Below are 22,870 nucleotides of genomic sequence, written 5' to 3' on the forward strand. Positions count from 1 at the left end.
TTCCCTGTTCCCTGTTAAGAGTTCCCTACCTCTACGAGTAAATATGCCTACGGCACGCTACCGCGAACAGAAACCAAACCGGATTCCTATAGTTCAGATGTTGGCTGATCATGATTAAAAATTCCATTCTTTTTTATTGCGTGCCGTGACTAAAAAGTCAATTTTGCCGCGATCATGTTTCATTTCACCAACACTTGCACCTTTATCAAACAGCGCACCTGTGGGACAAGCATTAACACATTTACCGCAAGAAGTACAAGTTTGAGAAGTTCCCCAAGGCTGATTTAAATCAGTAATAACGTGAGATTGTGAACCTCTTCCCGCCATATCCCAAGTATGTGCGCCTTCGATTTCATCACATACCCGCACACAGCGAGTACAAAGAACACAACGATTATGATCAATCCCAAAACGATCATGAGAAGTATCAACAGTACGGTGAGGAAATTGATATTCTAATCGAACATGATCCATACCCATTTCTATTGCCAAATCTTGTAATTCACAATTATTATTAGCCACGCAGACCGAACAAATGTGATTACCTTCCGCAAACAGCATTTCCACAATAGTGCGACGGTATCTTTGTAAGCGATCGCTATTCGTCTGCACTTCCATACCCTCCGAAACCTTTGTCACACAAGCAGGTTGGAGTTTATTACTACCAGAAATTTCTACCAAACAAAGCCGACAAGCCCCCACATCTCCAACTCCTTCCAAGTGACACAAAGTCGGAATGTGAATTCCTGCATCCTGCGCTGCTTGGAGAATAGTTTCCTCCTCACGGGCGCTAATTAACTGCTCATTAATTGTTAAAGTTTTTACTGCCATTTAGTATTTATTCCTTGTGACGCTAATCCGCTTTCAAATTGCACATTTTTTCCAGTACTTTGTAAATACAAATGACCAATGACTAATGACTAATGACTAATGACTAATGACTAATCAACTCCAAATATTCCTCACGGAAATAACGCAAAGTACTAAATACCGGATTCGGTGCAGACTGACCAAGACCGCACAAACTGGTATTTTTCACCATGTCACATAATTCTTCTAGCTGTTCCAAGTCAGCAAAAGATGCTTTACCTTCACTAATCTTTGTCAGCAATTTATATAACTGCACCGTCCCCACCCGACAGGGAATGCATTTACCGCAAGATTCATCCATGCAGAATTCCATGAAGAAGCGGGCGACATCCACCATGTTGGTAGTTTCATCCATAACAATCATGCCCCCGGAACCCATCATCGAACCGAGTTGAGTGAGTGATTCATAATCTACCGGACTATCAAAAGCTGATGCGGGAATACATCCCCCCGAAGGACCACCAGTTTGCACGGCTTTGACTACACCGCCATTTGGTACGCCACCACCCATTGCTTCCACAATTTGCCGTAATGGAGTTCCCATCGGTACTTCTATCAAACCTGTGTTACAGATTTTGCCTGCTAACGCAAAAACCTTTGTACCTTTGCTTTTTGCAGTGCCAATACTCGCGAACCATTCAGCACCTTTGCGGATAATAGGTGCAACATTGGCATAGGTTTCGACATTATTAATTAAGGTAGGATAGCCCCACAAACCAGACTCAGCGGGGTAGGGTGGACGGGGATTAGGAAGACCGCGTTTACCCTCAATAGAAGCCATTAAAGCTGTTTCTTCACCACAGACATAAGCCCCAGCACCGATACGAATATCAATTTTAAAATCAAAGCGAGAGTCGAAAATTTCAGTGCCTAAGATGCCAAGACGTTGCGCTTGACGAATTGCAGTTTGCAGACGATTGATAGCAACGGGATATTCTGCCCGGATGTAAATGTAGCCTTGATTTGCTCCGACAGCATAAGCTGCGATCGCCATTCCTTCCAAAACCCGATGGGGATCACTTTCTAAAACACTGCGATCCATAAACGCTCCCGGATCGCCTTCATCGGCGTTACAGATCACAAATTTGCGTTCCCCTTTTGCTTTAGCAACTGTTGCCCATTTCAAACCGGTAGGATAGCCAGCACCACCACGTCCCCGTAAACCGCTGCGAGTAATACTATCTACTACCGCATTGGGTGTCATCTCCCGCAAGACATGGTAAAGGGCTTGATAACCTTTGGCAGCAATATAAGATTGAATGCGTTCTGGGTCGATTTTGCCGCTGTTTTCTAACACAATCGGCATCTGGGATGTAAAAAATGGATGATTTAAATCACCTTGTTGGACTGTTGTCTCTCCCCCATTCAGAGCGGCGATAATTGAGGGTGTATCATCAGCTGTGACTTTCTCATACAGCGTACCCAGACTTTCTGGTTCGGTGTTTTTCTCAACTTGTACTAATGGCCCTTGACAGCACAAACGCATACAGCCAACGCCACGAACTTCGACAGTTTCTGTTAAATTCTCTGCTTTTACAGCCGCTTCTAAACCTTGTTTGACGGCTTGTGAATTTGCAGACAGACAACCAGCTGCAACACAACAGCGAATTTGCACAGGTTTCTCTAAAGCACGTTCTTTTTGGGAAATTTCTATTAATTCAGGTAGATCCATCTTGCCACCATCCTTTGATGCGTTCGCTAACTGATTCAGGGGTTTGGTTGCCTAAAACGGTGCCATCAAATACTACAGCAGGGGCAATTCCACAAGCACCTAAACACCTGGCTGTTAGCAGTGAAATTTGACCATCTGCTGTGGTTTCACCAGCGTGGATATGGGCAGATTTTTCTAAATTTGCCAGGATAGCTTCAGCGCCTTTGACGTAACAAGCTGTACCCGTACACACCACACAGGTATGCACGCCATTAGGTGCTAGTGAAAACAAATGGTAGAATGTGGCAACACCATAAACTCGACTAGGTGGCAGTTTGAGATTATGAGCAACGTAAATTAAGACATCGTTTTCTAAATAGCCAAACAGTTCCTGCGCTTTATGCAATATCTCAATCAGTGCATCCTGTTGATATTGGTAGCGTTTTATAGTGGCTTCCAGCATTTTAAAGCGCTTATCCCCACGAGTTGCTGAGGGTGCTTTTGCTGTGTTGTTAGTTTTAACAGCAGATGCTGAATTCATGGTTTGAGCCTCTTGTCTCTTCAGGATGTTCTGCGTCTCATAATTATGATCATAGAAGAACAATTTGAGAAACTTGTGAGGATAGTTAGGTATGATTTATTCACGCAGAGACGCTCCAGGCGCAGAGAGAAGATTTATATTTCGGGGAAATGTCTAATTTTTAGTGCCAACTGCGCGATAGCTTCGCTCGCCGTAGGCATCGCTTGGTACTTACATTGGCAAGACTACGCCCACCTACTTAATAGGACTTAGGCACTATACAAATGAGACATGATCTGCATCAACCCAAATTAGTTATTTCCGGCCTAAGAGGATGTTTTAAAAGTATTTTTGGTAACATCAAAAGTCTCAGAACCTAACCCCCAACCCCTTTCCTACCAGGGAAGGGGAGTAAGAATCAAAGCCTCTCTTCCTGTGGGGGAGAGGTTTGGAGAGGGGTTTAGAGTATAATTTGCAACTTTTCAAACATCCTCTAATATTAGTGAGGTGCGTCAGATGGCCAAATTTTGTTAAATGTGGGCAAATTATCGGGTCTGACGTGGTTGGTGAGCTTGCCGAACCACACCATAGAAGAGATAAAATGCGTAAGTCCTAAGGATAACAAAATTCAAAGCGAAAACTTCAATAAAAACTCTGCGTCACTTTGCGTTTACCTCAGCGAACCTCTGCGTTTAAAAGTAAAGTTTCCAACCGTTTCGGTCGATTAACACAACAATATAATGCTCAAAAATTTAGGGGAGCCGTAATGCTCCCCTCCCTTCTCCTCTTTCACCGAGACTCTGTTCCTTGATTGGGAAGTCCTGGTCTGGTAACAGTACCTCCAGCCGCTTCAGGTTCAGCACCGGGACGAACATCAGTCCCTGATTCTTGACCAGTCATGCGATATCTTTCATCGAGAGGAGTATCGCCCTCTTCCGTAGTTGGTACAGTCGTTTCGGTTCCAGGATTATCTTCCGGGTTATATTTAGCATCATCTTGCCGATTGTCTGGAGGGGTTTTTGATGTCATGGGTTTGTACCTTTTGAACAGGTGATTCCATAACACTAGCTTTTAATTTCTCGTAACTCCTATATCCTCTGATAGGGCTTGGAGTGATAGGAGAGGCAGATCAGGCAAGGGTTGATAAGTTACAGAAGTTTGCGATTGATAGATTTGTAGTCAGCAATAAAGTGCTTAATTAAAAAAACCACACCTTGGGGAAATGGTAATGCGAGCGATAGCTACGCTCACCGAAGGTATCGCAGTTCCAGAAAATGGTACTCTAGAAGGTGCAGCTGATCCCCGTGGTGATGGCTACTCCAGCGGCTCTTAATTCTGCACTATAGACTCTGTGTAGCTGCTGCTAAACTCATTAGCCCGTGCGCTATGTACTAATGTCCAGCCGGCTTTTAACAGTTTTTGATAAGTTGCCCAACCTTTAGAACCACCGGGTATTTGATAATCTGGTACTGAAAATTGCCCAAATGCTGTGTAAGGCCGCCAAGGTTGTCCAGGTGAAGTCTGCAAATGCAATATTTTTTCTCCATCACTGCCAGACTTAGATAACCAGCACATTTGTCGATGCATGGTAAACTCCTTTGCGTTTAGCTTATATTGCATAATGACAGGTTTTTGTCAATACCTGTTTCAATCTGGTGGGGTAATTTATAGCCTAAAAGATCAGGCCAGAAGAATTTAATACTATTGAATGCAGGTTAATTTCTGAAGAAGACGGACTCCTATATGCGGTTATCCGCAAGATATGAAGATAAACAGAGAACAAAAATGGTTGTTTCCAATGTTTTCTTCGAGTGCGATATTTTTCTAATGTTATCTGCGGTTTCTACGATTGTATGTAGCAATAACTACGATTTTGGCAAATAACTGCAAATCAAGCTATTAGTTTTTCTAGTGATATATATAACAATACCTTGTCCATTTTTTGTAGGTTGGGTTAAGCGACAGCGCAACCCGACGCATTTGTTGGGTTTTGTACCTCAACCCAACCTACAAATCAAGACTTTTTTCGATTTGGACAAGGTATTGATATAAGCAAAACAATATCCGTTAATTAGATGCCAACCTCACCAGATATAGCATCTGAAGTACATCTTAGCCCCCTCATCGCTTGCGGGGAGGGGGTTGGGGGTGGGGTTATTGTACCTCATAACACCTGGAAGTGCTGTAAATTTACTTAAATAATACTTTGGTAACAAATTAAGGCTGTATATTTTTTGTTAAAAGGCGTTCAAACATCCAATCCCCACAAGCTAACCTTTGACTCTATAGTTTCTAACTTTTGTCAGATGTTAATGTTTTCACAGTGATGAAAATATAGGAATAATATTTGATTTTTGTTGGCGCAGCCTGCGCTTTGCGCTTACAAACTCAGTACACCTTATATTCCTTCTTTTCTGTTAAGAGTTCCCTGTTAAGAGTTCCCTGCCTCTACGAGTAAATATGCCTACGGCACGCTACCGCGAACAGGAATCAAACCGGATTTTTATATGTAATTACAACAAGTGTTCACAACAAGTAATTATAGCAATAGTATTTGAATTGTGAAAAAATCTAAGTATTTTTAGGGTGCGTTAGGATTCCTATTTTATTTTTGTTGGCGCAGCCTGCCCTTTGCGCTTAAAAACTCAGTACACCTAAATCTTATCGGATTCTATTCCCTATTAACAGCCCCAACAAAAAAGTCATAAATCAAATCAGATTGCTATATGTCTTCATCAGAAACTTTTAAACAGGAACAGCCAGAATTTCAGACTTCACCTAATTTCGAGTTTTGGAGAAGAGTCGGTCTGATCACAGGTGGTACTTTATTTTCAATCGGTATGCTGGCAACTTCTGTTCTTGCTGGAGGACTGATTGGTTTATTATTGAGTTCCCGCAATTTACCAAATGTCAAACAATTACAAAATTATTTACCAGCAGAAACAACTTACATTTATGACATCAAAGGCAAGTTATTAGTAGGTATACATGGGGAAGCTAATAGAAAAGTTGTATCGCTAGATCAAATTTCTCCAAATTTAAAACGAGCAGTATTAGCCAGTGAAGATAGTTATTTCTACAACCACCACGGTATTGACCCCGGAGGTATCGGACGTGCTGCATTAGTCAACTGGGTAGCAGGTGGTATCAAGGAAGGAGGTTCTACAATCACCATGCAGCTGGTGAAAAATATCTTTTTATCTAGGGAGCGTGCTTTAAGACGCAAAATTGCAGAAGCAATATTAGCAATTCGCTTAGAGCAAATTATCAATAAAGACCGAATTTTAGAAATGTACCTCAATCAAGTTTATTGGGGTCATAACAACTATGGTGTAGAAACAGCAGCACAGACCTATTTTGATAAATCATCAGAGAATTTGACTTTGAGTGAGTCAGCAATGATGGCAGGTTTAATTCAAGCTCCAGAACAATTTAGCCCTTTTGTAAACATGAATTTGGCTCAACAAAAGCAAAGGCAAGTATTGGGACGAATGCGGTCATTAAAATGGATTAGCCAGCAAGAATATGATGATGCTCTCCAACAAACAATTAAACTTGGCAAAATCAAGTCATTTCAAGGTAGTATTTTTCCTGATGTCACCAATAGTGTAACGCAGGAATTAATTAAAAAGTTTGGGCATGATGCCGTTCTTAAAGGTGGAATGCGTGTACAAACCACAGTATCATCAGATTTGCAAATAAAGGCAGAAGAAACTATCAATAAATGGCATAAAACTCTTGAAAATCAAGGTTTAAGAAAAAATCAAATGGCTTTAGTGGCAATTGATCCACGCTCTCAATTCATCAAAGCATTGGTAGGTGGTGTAGACTCAAAATCCAGCGAATTTAACCGGGTAACTCAAGCACTGCGTCAGCCTGGTTCTGCTTTTAAACCATTTGTTTACTATACTGCTTTTGCTAGTGGTAAATTTACACCAGATACAACAGTATTCGATTCCCCAATCAGCTACCCTGATGTTGAAGGAACTGTCTATTCTCCACGCAACTACGATAATACTTTTAAGGGTGCAATACCAATTCGTAATGCTTTAGCACTGTCTCGTAATGTTCCTGCGGTTAAACTTGGCCAAGAGATAGGAATCAAAAAAGTTATTGAAACTTGCCGTACATTGGGAATTCACAGTCCGATGGAACCTGTAACTTCTTTGCCATTAGGTGCAATTGGTGTCACACCACTGGAAATGGCTAGTGCTTATGCTACTTTTGCTAACTATGGCTGGAAATCTCCTCCAACCCTCATCGCTCGTGTCAGTGATAGTACTGGCAATATTTTACTAGATAATACCCCAAAACCTCAGCTAGTTCTTAATCCTTGGGCATCAGCTGCAATTTTAGATGTGTTGCAATCGGCAGTTAAAGAAGGAACTGGTACAGGTGCTATTATCAACCGCCCGTCTGCGGGAAAAACTGGCACAACTTCTTCAGAAAAGGACATTTGGTTTATTGGTACAGTACCCCAGTTAACAACTGCAATTTGGGTGGGAAGAGATGATAATAAACAGTTAGCTCACCGTGCTACGGGTGGAGGTATGGTTGCTCCCATTTGGCGAGACTTTATGGAAAAGGCGCTTCAAGATGTACCAGTAGAAAAGTTCCAGCCAGTTTCTAAGTTTTCTCGCCCTCAGCCAATTAAAAATACTAAACCAAGCGGATTAAAAAAACGGCTGTCTGCTCCGAAAAACTGACCCAAACCTCATCAAACCTAGTTATACTAAAAACGGTTAATATCTCGACTTTATGAGGATAACAAAATTCAAAGCGAAAACTTCAATAAAAACTCTGCGTAACTTTGTCTTGAAAAGTTTCCTACGCCGGGAAACCCGGCTTCGAGGAACTTTTCGCTGCGTTTACCTCAGCGAACCTCTGCGTTTAAAAGGAAATTTTCCAACCATTTTTAGGATAATTTCTTTCCGCATTTTCTTCCTGCTTCATCAATACTCACTTTCCCTAAAAGCTAACAATTGCTCATCATTTATCCTTCCAGCTTGGTGCAGAGTTGTTACTATTTCCGAAATAGTTAAAACCGAATGACCACAATAACCATTTTCTGTTAACCTATCTTTTACACCTTGCTCATGATCAATAAAAACCACAATATCATTAATCTTTAATCCCGCTGATTTTAACTTTTCTGCGCCTTCCATTACACTTTTACCACTGATGAGAATATCATCAACTACCGCAACTGTTTCCCCGGGATGAAAGTTACCTTCAATTACTCTCCGTGTACCATGCGCTTTCACCTCTTTACGGGGAAAAATCATCGGACAATGCAGCCGTAAAGATAAACCAGTTGCTGTTGGTAAAGAACCATAGGGAATACCAGCTATTCTATCAAAAGTGAGATTTTTTAAAATTTCCTCATAAGCACTGAGAACTTGATTAAAAACTTGAGGATTAGAAATGATTTTGCGTAAGTCAATGTAATAAGGAAAAGTCGCCCCTGAAGCTTGAACAAATTCCCCAAACATAATACAGCCAATATCAAAAAGTTGTAAAATCAAATCTTGATGAGGATGTTTATCTTGCACAGAAATATCAGGTAGCCACACTTCACAAGTAGAAGCATCATGGATAAATTCACTTCTGAATTGATTAATTTCTGTGCGTAAAGATTGAACTTCCTGCGATAAATTTTCACTACCCAACATATCTTGAGGAACAGGAATCAACAAACCATCACCGTTACCATTTAAACCCGCTGCTAAAATTTGTTTCAGATTCCCATCCTCAGCCCAAATGCTACGCGCCATAATTATTCTTTCGGGAGCAATTGAGCGAATAGATTTTAAAATTTCCGCATTTGTAGTTCCTACTTCCAAACCTAATTGTTCTGGAGTTCCCCAGTTTTTTGATTCCTGCACTACCTGCAAATAAAGAGGTGATTTATTGTGAGGATATTGTTGTAAAATTGCTGCACCTGGGTTAGAAGTACAACATAAAATAAACACAGCTTTATCAGGATAAACCAAAAATGGAGCTACGTGATCTTGTCCAGTATAAGGAGTGAGAGTAATAGCATCTACCTGCCATTTTGTAAATACTGTATTGGCAAAAATACTACTAGTATTTAAATCACTGTGTTTAGCATCTAAAATAATAGGAATGTGGGCGGGTATAGAAGCTAAAGTTTTGATTAATAATTCTAACCCAGGAACACCCAAAGCTTCATAAAAACCCAAAGTTGGTTTATAAGCACAGACAAAATCAGCCGTTTCTGCGATTATAAATTGCAACCAATTCTCTAAACCTGCAATAATATTCAGTGATTGATAACGCTCAGGGAGCATTTCTGGATTGGGATCAAGTCCTACAAATAGTAAGCTTTGATTTTCGGAAATATTCTTATTTAATTTATCAACAAAAAACATTTTAAATTGCCTAATAAATTTTATTTTGCGTTAGAAAATGGTAGAATGAATTGAGTTTTGCGCTTTAGCGAAGTACGAATTAAGTTAGGACTCTCTTGCTAGGTTTGATAGGGCTAAAGCCCTTACCAATAGTGTAACGCAGGAATTAATTAAAAAGTTTGGGCATGATGCCGTTCTTAAAGGTGGAATGCGTGTACAAACCACAGTATCATCAGATTTGCAAATAAAGGCAGAAGAAACTATCAATAAATGGCATAAAACTCTTGAAAATCAAGGTTTAAGAAAAAATCAAATGGCTTTAGTGGCAATTGATCCACGCTCTCAATTCATCAAAGCATTGGTAGGTGGTGTAGACTCAAAATCCAGCGAATTTAACCGGGTAACTCAAGCACTGCGTCAGCCTGGTTCTGCTTTTAAACCATTTGTTTACTATAAAAAACACCTTCTGCCCAAGCCCTGATTCGCTATGCTCAACAAAATTCCCATCCTGTCTTCTTAGATAGAGAAGCTGTTACTCAGTTAGGACGCAGGATTGTACCAGCTAACATATTGTATGAAGATGAAACTGGTTTTGTCCGCCACGACCCGCAAAAACTAGCTAAAGTTTTATTGAAGTGGTACAGTGGAGCCCAGCAAACCATTCATAACCCTGATCTTCCCAATAACCTTTAAAAGCTGATAAATGGCTAGTTAAAGTAATTCTTGTTACCCATTTACTTTGTTTATAACCTAGTTTAATTGGAGAAGCTAGACGCAAAGGCGCACCATTTTCTACAGGCAATTTTTCACCATTTTTTTGATAAGCTAACAAAGTTTGAGGATGTGTAGTTGAAGCTATATCCCAGCTTTCATAATAACCATCGGCTGATTCAAAAAAAGCATATTTAACATTTGCTTGCGGTTGAGCTAAAGTAATAATATCACGTAAGCGTATACCTCCCCATTGCACAATTGCAGCCCAACCTTCGACACAAACATGACGAATAATCATGGAAGTCAAAGGTAAAGCTTGAATTTCTGCCATACTGAGGCTGAGAGGATTATTCACCTCACCGTCAATAATTAAACGAAATTTGTCTAAATCAATAATTGGTGTATTGCGAAAACTATTAATTATTAAAGCTTCTGGTTCAATTTGACTGGCTGAAAATTCTGGTACAAGTTTTTGCGGCTGAAAGATTAATTTTTCAACTTTTTGATTTAGAGGTTCTGAAAGTTTACCTACTAAATCTTCAAGTGCTGGTGTACCACAGCCACCCAGGAACAAGCCCATACTAGAAATACCTGAAATTTGTAAGAATTTCCGGCGGTTAAATCGAGGTTTAACTATATGAATTAGGTCTTTTTTATGAGCATGATTCATGATTTAATAACTTCCCCTAATTAAAATCTATCACAAAAATTGTGTATCTATTTGATAATGGTCAAAAACTATCTGTGTTTATCTGTGTTTATCTGCGTTCAATTATGAATTCAAAAAACTACCAAAACATAGATTCAGTAAGTTTTTCTCCTCCAGCTTTTTGTCCTAAACGCCAATGAATAATTACAAATATTATCACCAATGGCACAGAAGCAAAATGCACAATTCTTAATGCTTGCCAATCGCCAAACATATCAACTATCCAAGGAAATTGAGCAGGTTTATACATTCCAATTCCTGTTAATATTGCCAGTAATAATATCGGAATAATGGATGTGTAAATAATCCGATGCCAAGCATAAGTTAGACGTTGAGGATTTTGAGTTTTTTGTAAGGCTTTAATATCATTACTTCCCACAAATCTATGTCGCCAACGTCGGGTAATTAAAATGTAAAGTCCATACCATAAAAGATTGAGTGAAAATATCCACATCGCGGCAAAATGCCAGTGTCTACCTCCTGCTAACCAAGCACCTAAAGTGAAAATAGGCGGAATTTGTAAACCTGCACGGCCACCAAATACAGGATTAGCGTTGTAAATTTGCAATCCACTGGTAAGCATTAAAAAGAGGCTAATGATATTCAGAGAGTGAAATATTTTAGCGCCTATGGCTTGAGTTGGTAATTTTTGAGGTTTTGCAGGATAATTCATAGAGGTAATATTTAGGTTTATGTGAAAATTATCTGTTTAAAATTTTACTCTTTTAAAAGCCGAACTGCGTCAACGCTCAATCGCTAAAATGGAAAACCGTAAATGATAAAAAGTAGAATATTTACAATTTTAAATTGTACCGATAGCGCCGGATCATTGTTTCAAGAGCGACATTTCCTGGAAACAATTGCGATCGCTTTTCCCTAGGCCATCGCCTCTATTTAATTGGTAACTAGAACTTACTCACAACTGAAACGAAGCCGTTAACGCCACCGCTAAAGCATCCGCCGCATCATCTGGCCTAGGAATTTCATCTAAATCCAACTCCCGCATCACAGCATCTTGCACTTCTGCCTTATCAGCATTACCATAATTTGTTAAAGCTTGCTTAATTTGAGCAGGGGTAAATTCCACATAAGGAAGCTTGCGCTGTCCCAAAACTAACATCAGCACACCCCTAGCCTGTGCAACAACGATAGTATTTGCCATACGATAGAAGAATAGTTTTTCAATTGCTACTAAATCAGGTTGCAACTCCTCCATCAGGGTGTGTAAATCGTCAAATAAAGTACATAGACGCTCTACCATTTCCGTATCGGCCGAAGTCCGAATCACGCCAAAATCAAGCATCTTTACCGTTGTGTCTTGTACTTTACCTTGACTTTGTTTCCAAGTAATTGCCCCAAATCCTAAAATTGCCAGTCCGGGATCTAATCCTAAAATTCGCTTTTCCATAAAATTCACTGTCTGCCAACCAGGGTGTTTTTTAATACGCGATACTCAAAAATGCTATTGTTGCTCATAGATGAAAAATAGCCACAATGAGTATTATCAAGCCAAAATCTCAAATCTCACATTGGTATAACTGGGAATACTGCTAACTTTAAGGACTGGCTCCAAATATAAAGGAATTGAAAAATCTCATGCTTCCAGCCTTGGTCTTCAAAGCAGGTGGTGTAGAGTTTCTGTTAAACATTGTTTGTCCCACTGTTCCCTATTAGGTATGTCAATCGGTTTTCTTAGACAAGCCCTCAACGCCCTACAACAACAGTCACATAGCCGCACTTCCCATCGAGTTAACCAGTGGTTCAAGTGGTTATCCCCCGGATTATCGGTGAAACGCTGGTTACTAATCAGTGTTGGGGGGGTTTTCTTGGCGAGTTTGGGATTGGCTATTTGGATTAAGCTAACCCCCATTTTTTGGGCGATAGAATTGCTGAGAGGTTTTCTGGGATTCCTCGCCAACATTTTACCCAACTACATCAGCGGCCCTTTAGTCTTGCTGTTCGGTGTGCTGTTAGTACTTTGGGGACAATCCCGCACTCTCAGTTCAATTACTCAAGTCTTAAGACCAGAAGGTGATGATGAAGAACTCATAGATGTGCTATTAGCCCATCGCCGCTTGTACCGGGGTCCAAAAATCGTGGTAATTGGTGGTGGTACTGGACTTTCGACTTTACTCAGAGGTTTAAAAACCTACAGTGCTAATATTACAGCTATTGTGACTGTAGCTGATGATGGTGGTTCTTCTGGGCGTTTGCGTCAGGAATTTGGCGTTTTACCTCCTGGGGATATTCGTAACTGTTTGGCTGCATTAGCAGATGAAGAAAAGTTATTAACAGAATTGTTTCAATATCGCTTTCGGGCGGGGGACGGGTTGACAGGTCACAGTTTTGGTAATTTGTTTTTAACTGCCATGACTGATATTACTGGAGATTTAGAAAGGGCAGTTGCTGCTAGTTCTAAAGTGCTGGCTGTGAGAGGACAAGTTTTACCTGCAACCCTCAGCGATGTCCGCCTCTGGGCAGAATTAACAGATGGCCGCCGCATTGAGGGTGAGTCTAGCATTCCTAAAGCAGGGGGAAAAATTGTGAAAATTGGCTGTATTCCTGAAAATCCGCCAGCTTTACCCTCAGCAATTAAGGCAATTAAAGAAGCTGATTATATTATTATTGGGCCAGGTAGTCTTTACACTAGCTTAATACCAAATATGTTAGTTCCAGAAATTGCTGATGCGATCGCAGCAATAAAAGTACCTCGGATCTATATCTGCAATATCATGACCCAACCCGGAGAAACTGACGGCTACACCGTTGGTGAACATATTCAAGCCATCGATGCTGCTTGTGGTAACAGAAGGCTTTTTGATGCTGTACTAGTTCATAAAAAAACACCTTCTGCCCAAGCCCTGATTCGCTATGCTCAACAAAATTCCCATCCTGTCTTCTTAGATAGAGAAGCTGTTACTCAGTTAGGACGCAGGATTGTACCAGCTAACATATTGTATGAAGATGAAACTGGTTTTGTCCGCCACGACCCGCAAAAACTAGCTAAAGTTTTATTGAAGTGGTACAGTGGAGCGCAGCATGGGATGTAATGGAGATGGGGAGACGCGGGGACGCGGAGAAAATTAAGAGTTTCCAATGACCAATGACCAATGACCAATGACCAATGACCAATGACTAATGACTAAAATTTTTCTTCCTGATAAAGAGGCCACACAGCAGTTAGGTATTACCCTGGGAGAAACCCTAGCTGCTGGAAGTGTCATATTACTAGAAGGTGATTTAGGTGCTGGTAAAACTACCTTGGTGCAAGGTATTGGCAAGGGTTTGGGTATCACTGACTCTATTGTCAGTCCTACTTTTACCCTGATTAATGAATACACAGAAGGACGCATCCCCCTTTATCATCTAGATTTATATCGCCTAGAACCTCAAGAAGTCACAGGTTTGAACTTGGAAAGCTACTGGGAAGGTATGGAAGTAACACCAGGAATTGTCGCTATTGAGTGGGCAGAACGAATGCCCTACAAGCCCGATAGTTATCTGATTGTGCGTTTGATGTATGGGCAAGAAGGCACTCGTCAAGCAGAAATTACTACAGTTAATTGTCAGATATAGCCGTGGACAGGGTGCTTAGGACATCAATTGATAATGAAACTTCCTCTACAAGAGGGTTTTACTCCTGACTCCTGTACGGGCGTATTGCAATACGCCCCTTCTGACTCCTGCTATAAATTTCTTATGAAAAGGTTAAAGCCTGTCCGCGAATTTGCGTATTTACTTGGCCTTTGTCATAGACAATTTCACCGCCGACAATGGTTGTGACAGGCCAGCCGGTCAGGTTCCACCCCTCAAAAGGACTCCAACCACACTTGCTTAACAGTTCTTCTCGCTTAACAGGGCGGTAATTGTTTAAATCTACCAGCACTAAATCAGCATCGTAACCAGGGGTAATTTCTCCCTTATTAGGAATACCATAAGCTACCGCTACAGCCTTAGACATCCAATTGGCAACTTGGGCAACGGTACACCTTCCTGCCATGGCCTCAGTTAACATTAAAGGTAGGGATGTTTCTACTCCTGGCATTCCGGAAGGAGTGTTAGGGTAGGTTTGCGCCTTTTCTTCTAAGGTATGTGGTGCATGGTCAGTGGCGATAAAATCAATCACCCCATCTTTTAAAGCTTGCCAGAGTATTTCATTATCGTGGAGCGATCGCAATGGTGGATTCATCTGCGCGAAAGTCCCAATCTTTTCATAAGCACTCGTATTCAACAACAAATGTTGTGGCGTTACCTCCGCAGTTACCCAACTTGGTTTATCCTGACGCAATAACTCGGCTTCTTCTGCCGTTGACATATGCAGAATATGTAATCGACGTTGGTATTTTTTAGAAAGTTTTAAGGCTAATTGCGTTGCTAATAGCGCAGCCTGATTATCTTGAATTTGAGAATGCACAGCAGGATTATCAATCCCAGCAAATTCTTGACGACGTTGCTTGATTCTCTGTTGATCTTCAGCATGAACAGCAATCAAGCGCTTGCCTTGGGCAAAAATCGCCTCTAGTGCCTCCTCTTCGTCCAGCAGCAAGTCACCATGCATCGACCCCATAAAAATTTTAATTCCCGGTGTCGGCTTTGCCAAAAGCAAATCTGGTAAATTCTCAGCCGTAGCGCCAATAAAAAAGCCATAATTAACCAAGCACTTATTTGAGGCACGTTCTAGTTTGTCATCTAAAGCTTGCTGTGTAATGGTCAAAGGTCTTGTATTGGGCATTTCTAAAAAGGAAGTAACACCTCCTTTAGCGCAAGCACAACTAGCAGTAAACAAATCTTCCTTGTATTCAAGTCCCGGTTCCCGGAAATGCACCTGCGGATCAATTACCCCTGGCAACAAAGTTAACCCCTGTGCGTCAATCTCTTGGGTAGGTGTCGTAGGAGCTATTTTTGAAGCTACCTCGACTATTTGCCGCCCCTGGGTCAGCACATCCCCAATCATCAACTCACCATTGGGTAGAATCAAGCGTGCTTGGCGAATTAGTAAACTTTTTGGAGATGACATGGATTTACCAACGTTAAGTAGAGAGCTTTATTGATGATAGATAACTTTCTTTTTAGGGTACACTCATTCGCCCTCGGAATAGTCAATCTGCACTGCGTGTTAAAAAAAGTTGATTATTGATAAATCTTTTTGTCCCCATGTCATCTTGTCAGGAAAACAAGCTTCTCTAGTTAAGATTAATAAATAAAGTCTCCCTCGATGAGTTAAGTCATTGCCTGTTACCTTTAAAGTTAAGTAATTTCATGCAAAATCAAGTGTCTGATAACAACTCTAGCCAACAACCCGATAATTCCTGGATCGTAGAGCTAGGTAAAACTATTATCTTGAGTGTCTTTCTTGCCTTGGGAATTCGTACCTTTGTTGCCGAAGCACGTTGGATTCCTTCTGGTTCAATGGAACCAACGCTGCATGGTACACCAAACCAGTGGGAAGCAGACAAGATTATTGTCGATAAAGTGAAGTATAAATTTACTAAGCCAGAACGAGGAGATATAGTGGTATTTTCTCCAACTGAGGAACTAAAAAAAGAACAATATCATGATGCCTTCATTAAACGTATCATCGGCTTACCTGGAGAAAAAATAGAGATCAGGGATGGCAAAGTCTATATTAACAACAAAGCTCTCCAGGAAAATAATTACCTATCCTCTTCTCAGGCTACAGTTACTGATGTTTGCACATCCGGTCAGCAACCGCCTTACTTAGCTACACCCCAAACTATCCCAGCGGATGCCTACTTGGTCTTAGGTGATAACCGTGCTAGTAGTTATGATGGACGTTGTTGGGGTCTGGTTCCTCAGAAAAATATTATTGGTCGTGCCATAGTTCGTTTCTGGCCTGTGAATCATATTGGAACTCTGGATAAGTCGCCCTTATACCCTTCTGCAAATCCTTAAATTATAGATACTTCCGCCATAGCCTTCTACTATGGCGGTGAATGTAGTAATTTTTTATGTCACACTTAGCAAAGATTTTACTGTATCCCATTAAGTCATTGGATGGTGCGGAAGTAGAAAAGGCAACAATTATATCTAGTGGCGCACTTCAGTGTGACCGTGAGTTTGCCATTTTTGACGAACAAAACAGGTTTGTCAATGGCAAGCGCCACCCTAAAATCCATACATTGCGTGCAGAATTTTCTCTAGAAAACAGAGTTGTTCACCTACAAATACCAGGTAGCAATTCACCACAAGTTTTTCATCTTGATGAAGAAAGGAAAAGACTAGAAGCAACTTTCAGCGATTTTTTTGGGTTTGCTGTGACATTGAAGCAAAACACCAATATGGGTTTTCCCGATGACACAGAGTCACCAGGTGCAACTGTGATTAGTACAGCAACCTTGATAGAAGTAGCTTCTTGGTTTCCTGGTGTGAGTGTAGATGAAATGCGTCGCCGGATGCGTGCCAATATAGAAATTGATGGTGTACCTGCGTTTTGGGAAGATAGGTTGTTTACTGCTGACGAAGAAACAGTTTCTTTTCAAGTGGGAGATGTACTGTTTTTTGGGGTAAACTCTTGTCAACGTTGTGTAGTCCCCACTCGTAATTCTTACTTAGGAGCAGTTTACCCCAACTTTCAAAAAATATTTGTGCAGAAACGTCAAGCAACTATGCCCTCATGGGTAGCTACATCCCGATTTAATCATTTTTACAGATTGAGTGTGAATACTAAAGTACCGACATCAGAAGTTGGGAAAACTTTGCAAGTTGGTAATAAAGTTCAAATTTTGCCACAGTAATATAGAATTAAACTAATTATTTAATCTGTGGCAATTGTGCTTAAAATTTTATTCTATACAACTGCATCTTAATTGGTTTACTGCAATTTTATTGCGGCACGTTGGAGAGGTAAAACTTCCTCCAAACTTAATTCATGGTCAGTAGTGAGATGACTACTACAGCAAATCGTACTAAAGAAAACTGTCTGGCCAACAACTTGTGAAAAATGCTTTTCTAGTAATAAGCGAGAAGTGATATCACCCAATAACTCACCCAAATCTTTTGTTAATTGGTCTTGATCATCGCGGTGAACCATTCTAAACTTAAAATTGGTTTTCCCAACTAAGGCTTTGACTGCGGAATCAAAATCGTGTGCTTTACCTTGCACATAAGCAAAAGCTTGTGCTTCTAAAAATTGCCAAGCTTCTGGAAAAATCTCCCTAATTTTTTCTAGATGATTTTCCGTTTGATAAACTAAAGTAGCGGTTTTACAATCCATATATTTATTAGTTGATTAATTAATTTATTTGGTTGTTGAATAAATCTAATGTTTTCTGTAATCTCAACAGAAACAGCGCGAATTTTTGCTGAATCCCTTAGATAAGTAGGTTAACAGAAAAATTTAAAGGTATGTGAAGAAAAGTAAAATCGCCCAAAGCTCTCTTCCTGTTCCCTGTTCCCTTGCCCCAACGACAATTTTTAACGCCCACCTACTTATTATCAGGACAAAGTAACAAAAAAACTGTTGCCTACAATACAAAATAGCTAAAAGTCCGGGGAAATAGAAAAAATAAGGTAACATTGAACCCACATTAATTTTATGAATTCTGCACAGATGGAAATTATTATTGGTTGGCTATATCCCCAATTAATGAGTACCTATGGCGATCGCGGAAATGTGATCACTATAGAACGCCGCGCCCAATGGCGGGGATACAACGTCACTGTTTTACCCCTAGACCAAAACTCAACCGCAGAAGATATAAAATCAGTAGATGTGATCGTCGGTGGCGGCGCACAAGACCGTCAGCAAGAAATCGTCATGCGCGACTTACAAGGGGCAAAAGCTGATGCCATGCGCGAAAAAATCGAAAATGGCACACCAGGAGTCTTTACCTGTGGTTCTCCCCAACTTCTAGGACATTATTACGAACCAGCGTTTGGACAGAGAATTGAAGGTTTAGGAATATTAGATTTAGTTTCTATTCATCCTGGAGAAAATAGCAAACGTTGCATTGGTAACTTAGTCATAGAAGTTACAGCCTCACGTCTGGCACAAGAACTGGAAGCAATGACTGGAACCAAACCCTATTTGGTCGGTTTTGAAAATCACGGTGGACGCACCAAACTAGGGAAAGTGGAAGCCTTGGGGCGCGTAGTCTACGGTTTGGGTAATAATGGTGAAGATGGAACAGAGGGCGCATTTTATCAAAATGCCATTGCTACCTATTCCCACGGGCCTTTGTTGCCCAAGAATCCCTTTGTTGCCGACTGGTTAATTCAAACAGCCCTGCGGTTAAAGTATCAACAAGAAATTCAACTTACACCTTTAGATGATACCTTGGCAATGCAAGGACGGTCAGCTATGTTTAAGCGGTTAAAGGTGAATTGTTAAATGCTTGTTGCAGTGCTTCCAAATTTGGAGTGTGATAAGATCGCGCCTGTAGAATTCAGATCAGCGTGTCAAATACTTACGGCTCAAAGAATTCTCGCTCTGTCAAAAGAATAAAAATTATGGCATCTAACAACCCTGAACCTAATGAGCCTACTCTTCCTGACCCTCAACTTCAAGCCCCATCTGACCAGGAACCAGTCAACCTTGATACCGACGAGCAACAGCAAGATATTGAAGATTCGGGAGCGATATTTCAAGCTATTGGGGTAATTGTTGGGGAGGTCAACTTAAATGCTGATGGCAAAAACACAATTACCATCGGTCGCTCCGAATACCAACTTTTCTATATTCCCCAAAAACGGAGAGTATTTGATGCTCTGACCAAAGAAATAGAAAATACTGGCAACCATACTTACAGATTGGTTGTTTACCCTAAGGTAATTCATTTCCCCAAAAAGGAGCAACCCCACAGCATCGCTTTTCAACTAGTTGGCTTTGATACAGGTAAAGAAGAACACACAATTTCTGGAGAGTTGGAAGACCTAGAATTCAAATTCTCAGGACTATGGCAGTTTATTCCTGTCTGTCCTACTCCTTGTATCTCTGTTTTCCGTAACTTTACTCGTGAAAGGCTGGAATATATCAAACAGGCAGAACCAGCCAAAAAGGTGAGATTTATGAAGTCCAGCCATCTGCCTTTGTTGTGGAAAGATTCACCAGTCCGACCCTTTAGATTTAATCCTAAAGCAGATAAAAATCAAGACCAAGGACGACCAGTTTTTGTCTCCCTGAAGGCCAAATTTTTACCCCAACGGAATGTCTTTGGTTTTGTGGCGCTATTAGCTTTACCCCAAGAAACTGCACCAAAATTTCTTAAAGCGTCTAAAAAGGATAAAGCTACAGCATTACAAGCATCCAGAAAGGATAAACCTACAGTAATGCCAGTATCCAAAAAGGATAATCGAGAGGAGCGTAGCAATCCTCCACAAAAACCAGTTCTGAAAAAAACTTCCCCAGCCGTTGAAGGAGAAATAGACAAATAACCGGAGCGTTTTAGGTAAATTAAACCTGATTGTGTTCAGAGAATGTTTTAAAAGTCTCTTTTCGTTTAGCAACATCGTAGGTTGGGTTAAGCGATCGCGCTACCCAACAACAGTTTTGATCATATTGCTCATATTCAGACAGTTAACGACTCTGATTCTGGTTTTGCAACAAAGGACGCACAACTAAATACCCAGCACCAAAACCCATCACCATAATTAAAACAATAGTCATCACTAACCACCAGCCACTCAGTCCTTTTAACTGTGATTCTGGATTAGTATAATAGCGTACTTCCTGCTCTTCTATAAATACTGCTTCTGATCCTGGGAAATTCATATCCATCATCGGTACAGAGAAAACCTCACGCTGGATTTTTTTAGCTGGACGAGAAACTGGCTGACGTGGAGGTGCGGCTGTTGGGGGCTTAGGTGCAGATTTTGCCTCTGTATTAGTACGGTTTACTGATTGAGAATTGGGTGTAGATTTTACTTCTGTCTTCTGGGGCGCTGGTTGAGAATTGGGTGCGGATTTTACTTCTGTATTAATACGGTTTACTGGTTGAGAAGCAGCTGTAGCAGAAGATGCCACCAACTTTTGCAGTTCTAAACAAGACTGAACGACTTTATGAATTTCTTGACGCAAGATTTGATTTTCTTGGGCTAATTTCTGATTATTAATGGTGACTACATCTAATTTGCCCTGTACTGTTTGTAACTCTGTTGCTAATTCCCTATACACATAAAGGGGTACAGAGGAAGAGTAGCTGGGAGTAGGTGGTTGACTGTGAACATGACCTGTAGTTGTTCGCATCTCAATATTAGTATCAAAATAAGGTCTTTAGATTAACAAAATATACTATCAGAGTAAAGTTATCCCGGAGACTATACCCAAGAATAAGTTGTTACACATCCAATCTGCTTTCTTGTACTAGATACCATGAATTTGCAACAACGGGAAAAAGTGTCCTACAGGCCCCTGTCCTTTGCCAATATTTAGGGAGTAAGTGAGTGCGGTTGTCACATACTCTTTCGCTTGTTGCACTGCTGTCCACAAATCTTTGCCTAAAGCTAAATTAGCAGCGATCGCAGCTGATAGAGTACAACCTGTACCATGAGTGTTTTTTGTCTCTACTAGTTTGGTTGTTAAAGTTTCCCACCTTTCCCCATCAAACCACACATCTACCCCCCGCAAATTTCCAGACATTCCTCCACCTTTGACTAAAACAGCCTTAACTCCTAATTCCCTGTGCATAATTTCCGCTGCTGTTTGCATATCTTCTAAAGAAGCAATTTCTAACCCACTTAAAATCTGCGCTTCATAGCGATTGGGTGTAATAATAGCTGCTTGGGGAACCAGAGTATTCCGCAGGGTTTGCACCGCATCATCATCAATTAATTGCGCTCCTGTTCGTGATACCATCACAGGATCAACTACTAAATTATTAATTTTATAAGCTGTTATTTGCTGGGATACTGCCAAGATAATTTTTTGGTTGAGTAACATTCCCGTTTTTGCAGATTGCACACCAATATCCTCTAGAACAGCCTGAATTTGAGCTACAACAGCCTCCGCCGCCATAGCATCGACACGTGTAACTCCTAAAGTATTTTGGGCTGTAATGCAGGTAATAGCACTTGTACCGTGAACGCAGTGAAAAGCAAATGTACGTAAATCGGTTTGAATTCCTGCACCCCCACCACTATCAGAACCGGCAATAGTTAAAGCAACAGGGGTGAAAGTTGTATTTGTTATCATTATGATAGAGTCTAACTATTTAAAATAGATAAGTAGGTTGGCGTTAAAAATTGTCGTTATCGCTCTGTCAAAAGAATAAAAATTATGGCATCTAACAACCCTGAACCTAATGAGCCTACTCTTCCTGACCCTCAACTTCAAGCCCCATCTGACCAGGAACCAGTCAACCTTGATACCGACGAGCAACAGCAAGATATTGAAGATTCGGGAGCGATATTTCAAGCTATTGGGGTAATTGTTGGGGAGGTCAACTTAAATGCTGATGGCAAAAACACAATTACCATCGGTCGCTCCGAATACCAACTTTTCTATATTCCCCAAAAACGGAGAGTATTTGATGCTCTGACCAAAGAAATAGAAAATACTGGCAACCATACTTACAGATTGGTTGTTTACCCTAAGGTAATTCATTTCCCCAAAAAGGAGCAACCCCACAGCATCGCTTTTCAACTAGTTGGCTTTGATACAGGTAAAGAAGAACACACAATTTCTGGAGAGTTGGAAGACCTAGAATTCAAATTCTCAGGACTATGGCAGTTTATTCCTGTCTGTCCTACTCCTTGTATCTCTGTTTTCCGTAACTTTACTCGTGAAAGGCTGGAATATATCAAACAGGCAGAACCAGCCAAAAAGGTGAGATTTATGAAGTCCAGCCATCTGCCTTTGTTGTGGAAAGATTCACCAGTCCGACCCTTTAGATTTAATCCTAAAGCAGATAAAAATCAAGACCAAGGACGACCAGTTCTTCATGATGGCTACTTATAGGAATCATAAATTATATTTGATAGCTTGCGTGGCGTAGCCATAAAATTTTAAGTAGTGTAGGTAGGGCTATGCCTTACAGAACCAGGATATCGTGGGCAATGCCCATCCTACGTAAAATTTC

Annotated in this window: 20 protein-coding genes and 3 pseudogenes; 10 read left to right on the forward strand and 13 right to left on the reverse strand. The window is 40.7% G+C overall.

Translation table 11 applies throughout. From position 1 onward, the window contains the following. Positions 1–114: 114 nt before the first annotated feature. The 5 genes from hoxU to A9Y75_RS13040 all read right to left on the reverse strand — a co-directional run bounded on the left by hoxU (position 115) and on the right by A9Y75_RS13040 (position 4,628). Positions 115–831 (reverse strand): bidirectional hydrogenase complex protein HoxU, encoded by a 717-nt coding sequence (gene hoxU / locus A9Y75_RS13020; protein WP_071189981.1) that lies wholly within the window; start codon positions 829–831, stop codon positions 115–117. 103 nt (positions 832–934) lie between these two features. Next, positions 935–2,542: an NADH-quinone oxidoreductase subunit NuoF gene (nuoF, locus tag A9Y75_RS13025; protein ID WP_071189982.1), complete on the reverse strand. Its 1,608-nt coding sequence runs from the start codon at positions 2,540–2,542 to the stop codon at positions 935–937. Next, positions 2,529–3,062 (reverse strand): bidirectional hydrogenase complex protein HoxE, encoded by a 534-nt coding sequence (gene hoxE, locus A9Y75_RS13030; protein ID WP_071189983.1) that lies wholly within the window; start codon positions 3,060–3,062, stop codon positions 2,529–2,531. The genes nuoF and hoxE overlap by 14 nt, the downstream gene beginning before the upstream one ends. 768 nt (positions 3,063–3,830) lie before the next feature. Beyond that, entirely contained in the window at positions 3,831–4,070 is a 240-nt protein-coding gene (locus A9Y75_RS13035; protein ID WP_071189984.1) for a hypothetical protein, read from the reverse strand. 300 nt (positions 4,071–4,370) lie between these two features. Continuing rightward, on the reverse strand, positions 4,371–4,628 hold the full coding sequence (locus A9Y75_RS13040; RefSeq protein WP_071189985.1) for a hypothetical protein: 258 nt from the start codon (positions 4,626–4,628) through the stop codon (positions 4,371–4,373). Between the two features lie 1,139 nt (positions 4,629–5,767). Here A9Y75_RS13040 and A9Y75_RS13045 point away from each other — a divergent pair. Beyond that, positions 5,768–7,747 carry a transglycosylase domain-containing protein gene (locus A9Y75_RS13045; protein WP_071189986.1) on the forward strand — a complete coding sequence of 660 codons (1,980 nt, stop codon included), beginning with the start codon at positions 5,768–5,770 and terminating at the stop codon, positions 7,745–7,747. A 246-nt stretch (positions 7,748–7,993) separates the two neighbouring features. Here the strand turns inward: A9Y75_RS13045 and A9Y75_RS13050 are convergent, their stop codons facing one another. Beyond that, positions 7,994–9,433: a bifunctional orotidine-5'-phosphate decarboxylase/orotate phosphoribosyltransferase gene (locus A9Y75_RS13050; protein WP_071189987.1), complete on the reverse strand. Its 1,440-nt coding sequence runs from the start codon at positions 9,431–9,433 to the stop codon at positions 7,994–7,996. Between the two features lie 121 nt (positions 9,434–9,554). On the opposite strand from A9Y75_RS13050, the pseudogene A9Y75_RS13055 reads away from it, so the two are divergent. Both A9Y75_RS13055 and A9Y75_RS27605 read left to right on the forward strand, forming a co-directional pair. Further along, positions 9,555–9,866 (forward strand): annotated as a pseudogene (locus A9Y75_RS13055) (penicillin-binding protein); the annotation flags it as partial. 2 nt (positions 9,867–9,868) lie between these two features. Continuing rightward, a pseudogene (locus A9Y75_RS27605) lies at positions 9,869–10,105 on the forward strand (hypothetical protein); the annotation flags it as partial. On the opposite strand, the gene A9Y75_RS13060 reads toward A9Y75_RS27605, so the two are convergent. The 3 genes from A9Y75_RS13060 to ruvC all read right to left on the reverse strand — a co-directional run bounded on the left by A9Y75_RS13060 (position 10,032) and on the right by ruvC (position 12,243). After that, complete coding sequence (locus A9Y75_RS13060) at positions 10,032–10,796, reverse strand: molybdopterin-dependent oxidoreductase (protein WP_071189989.1); 765 nt, start codon at positions 10,794–10,796, stop codon at positions 10,032–10,034. The pseudogene A9Y75_RS27605 and the gene A9Y75_RS13060 sit on opposite strands and share 74 nt — an antisense overlap. 118 nt (positions 10,797–10,914) lie before the next feature. Beyond that, positions 10,915–11,508 (reverse strand): cytochrome b/b6 domain-containing protein, encoded by a 594-nt coding sequence (locus tag A9Y75_RS13065; RefSeq protein WP_071189990.1) that lies wholly within the window; start codon positions 11,506–11,508, stop codon positions 10,915–10,917. A gap of 243 nt (positions 11,509–11,751) precedes the next feature. Next, complete coding sequence (gene ruvC, locus A9Y75_RS13070) at positions 11,752–12,243, reverse strand: crossover junction endodeoxyribonuclease RuvC (protein ID WP_071189991.1); 492 nt, start codon at positions 12,241–12,243, stop codon at positions 11,752–11,754. Positions 12,244–12,511: 268 nt separating this feature from the next. On the opposite strand from ruvC, the gene A9Y75_RS13075 reads away from it, so the two are divergent. Both A9Y75_RS13075 and tsaE read left to right on the forward strand, forming a co-directional pair. Continuing rightward, positions 12,512–13,885: a gluconeogenesis factor YvcK family protein gene (locus A9Y75_RS13075; RefSeq protein ID WP_071189992.1), complete on the forward strand. Its 1,374-nt coding sequence runs from the start codon at positions 12,512–12,514 to the stop codon at positions 13,883–13,885. Positions 13,886–13,973: 88 nt separating this feature from the next. Then, positions 13,974–14,411 (forward strand): tRNA (adenosine(37)-N6)-threonylcarbamoyltransferase complex ATPase subunit type 1 TsaE, encoded by a 438-nt coding sequence (tsaE, locus tag A9Y75_RS13080; RefSeq protein WP_071189993.1) that lies wholly within the window; start codon positions 13,974–13,976, stop codon positions 14,409–14,411. 121 nt (positions 14,412–14,532) lie between these two features. On the opposite strand, the gene A9Y75_RS13085 is transcribed toward tsaE, so the two are convergent. Continuing rightward, positions 14,533–15,852 carry a dihydroorotase gene (locus A9Y75_RS13085; RefSeq protein WP_071189994.1) on the reverse strand — a complete coding sequence of 440 codons (1,320 nt, stop codon included), beginning with the start codon at positions 15,850–15,852 and terminating at the stop codon, positions 14,533–14,535. A 242-nt stretch (positions 15,853–16,094) separates the two neighbouring features. Here A9Y75_RS13085 and lepB point away from each other — a divergent pair, with 242 nt between their 5' ends. Continuing rightward, complete coding sequence (gene lepB, locus A9Y75_RS13090) at positions 16,095–16,748, forward strand: signal peptidase I (protein WP_071189995.1); 654 nt, start codon at positions 16,095–16,097, stop codon at positions 16,746–16,748. A 56-nt stretch (positions 16,749–16,804) separates the two neighbouring features. Continuing rightward, positions 16,805–17,590: an MOSC N-terminal beta barrel domain-containing protein gene (locus tag A9Y75_RS13095; RefSeq protein ID WP_071189996.1), complete on the forward strand. Its 786-nt coding sequence runs from the start codon at positions 16,805–16,807 to the stop codon at positions 17,588–17,590. 77 nt (positions 17,591–17,667) lie between these two features. Here A9Y75_RS13095 and A9Y75_RS13100 read toward each other — a convergent pair whose 3' ends face one another. Continuing rightward, on the reverse strand, positions 17,668–18,069 hold the full coding sequence (locus A9Y75_RS13100) for a hypothetical protein (protein ID WP_071189997.1): 402 nt from the start codon (positions 18,067–18,069) through the stop codon (positions 17,668–17,670). Between the two features lie 321 nt (positions 18,070–18,390). Between A9Y75_RS13100 and A9Y75_RS13105 the strand changes: the two genes are divergently transcribed. Together A9Y75_RS13105 and A9Y75_RS13110 are read left to right on the forward strand one after the other, a co-directional pair. Continuing rightward, positions 18,391–19,185 carry a type 1 glutamine amidotransferase gene (locus A9Y75_RS13105; RefSeq protein WP_071189998.1) on the forward strand — a complete coding sequence of 265 codons (795 nt, stop codon included), beginning with the start codon at positions 18,391–18,393 and terminating at the stop codon, positions 19,183–19,185. Positions 19,186–19,304: 119 nt separating this feature from the next. After that, entirely contained in the window at positions 19,305–20,228 is a 924-nt protein-coding gene (locus A9Y75_RS13110) for a hypothetical protein (protein ID WP_071189999.1), read from the forward strand. A gap of 142 nt (positions 20,229–20,370) precedes the next feature. Here the strand turns inward: A9Y75_RS13110 and A9Y75_RS13115 are convergent, their stop codons facing one another. Then, positions 20,371–21,039 carry a hypothetical protein gene (locus A9Y75_RS13115; protein ID WP_071190000.1) on the reverse strand — a complete coding sequence of 223 codons (669 nt, stop codon included), beginning with the start codon at positions 21,037–21,039 and terminating at the stop codon, positions 20,371–20,373. A 117-nt stretch (positions 21,040–21,156) separates the two neighbouring features. Continuing rightward, complete coding sequence (thiD, locus tag A9Y75_RS13120; RefSeq protein ID WP_071190001.1) at positions 21,157–21,984, reverse strand: bifunctional hydroxymethylpyrimidine kinase/phosphomethylpyrimidine kinase; 828 nt, start codon at positions 21,982–21,984, stop codon at positions 21,157–21,159. 84 nt (positions 21,985–22,068) lie between these two features. On the opposite strand from thiD, the pseudogene A9Y75_RS13125 reads away from it, so the two are divergent. After that, positions 22,069–22,719 (forward strand): annotated as a pseudogene (locus A9Y75_RS13125) (hypothetical protein); the annotation flags it as partial. Positions 22,720–22,870 lie beyond the last annotated feature (151 nt).

This window comes from Trichormus sp. NMC-1 (assembly GCF_001858025.1).
Lineage (GTDB): Bacteria > Cyanobacteriota > Cyanobacteriia > Cyanobacteriales > Nostocaceae > Anabaena.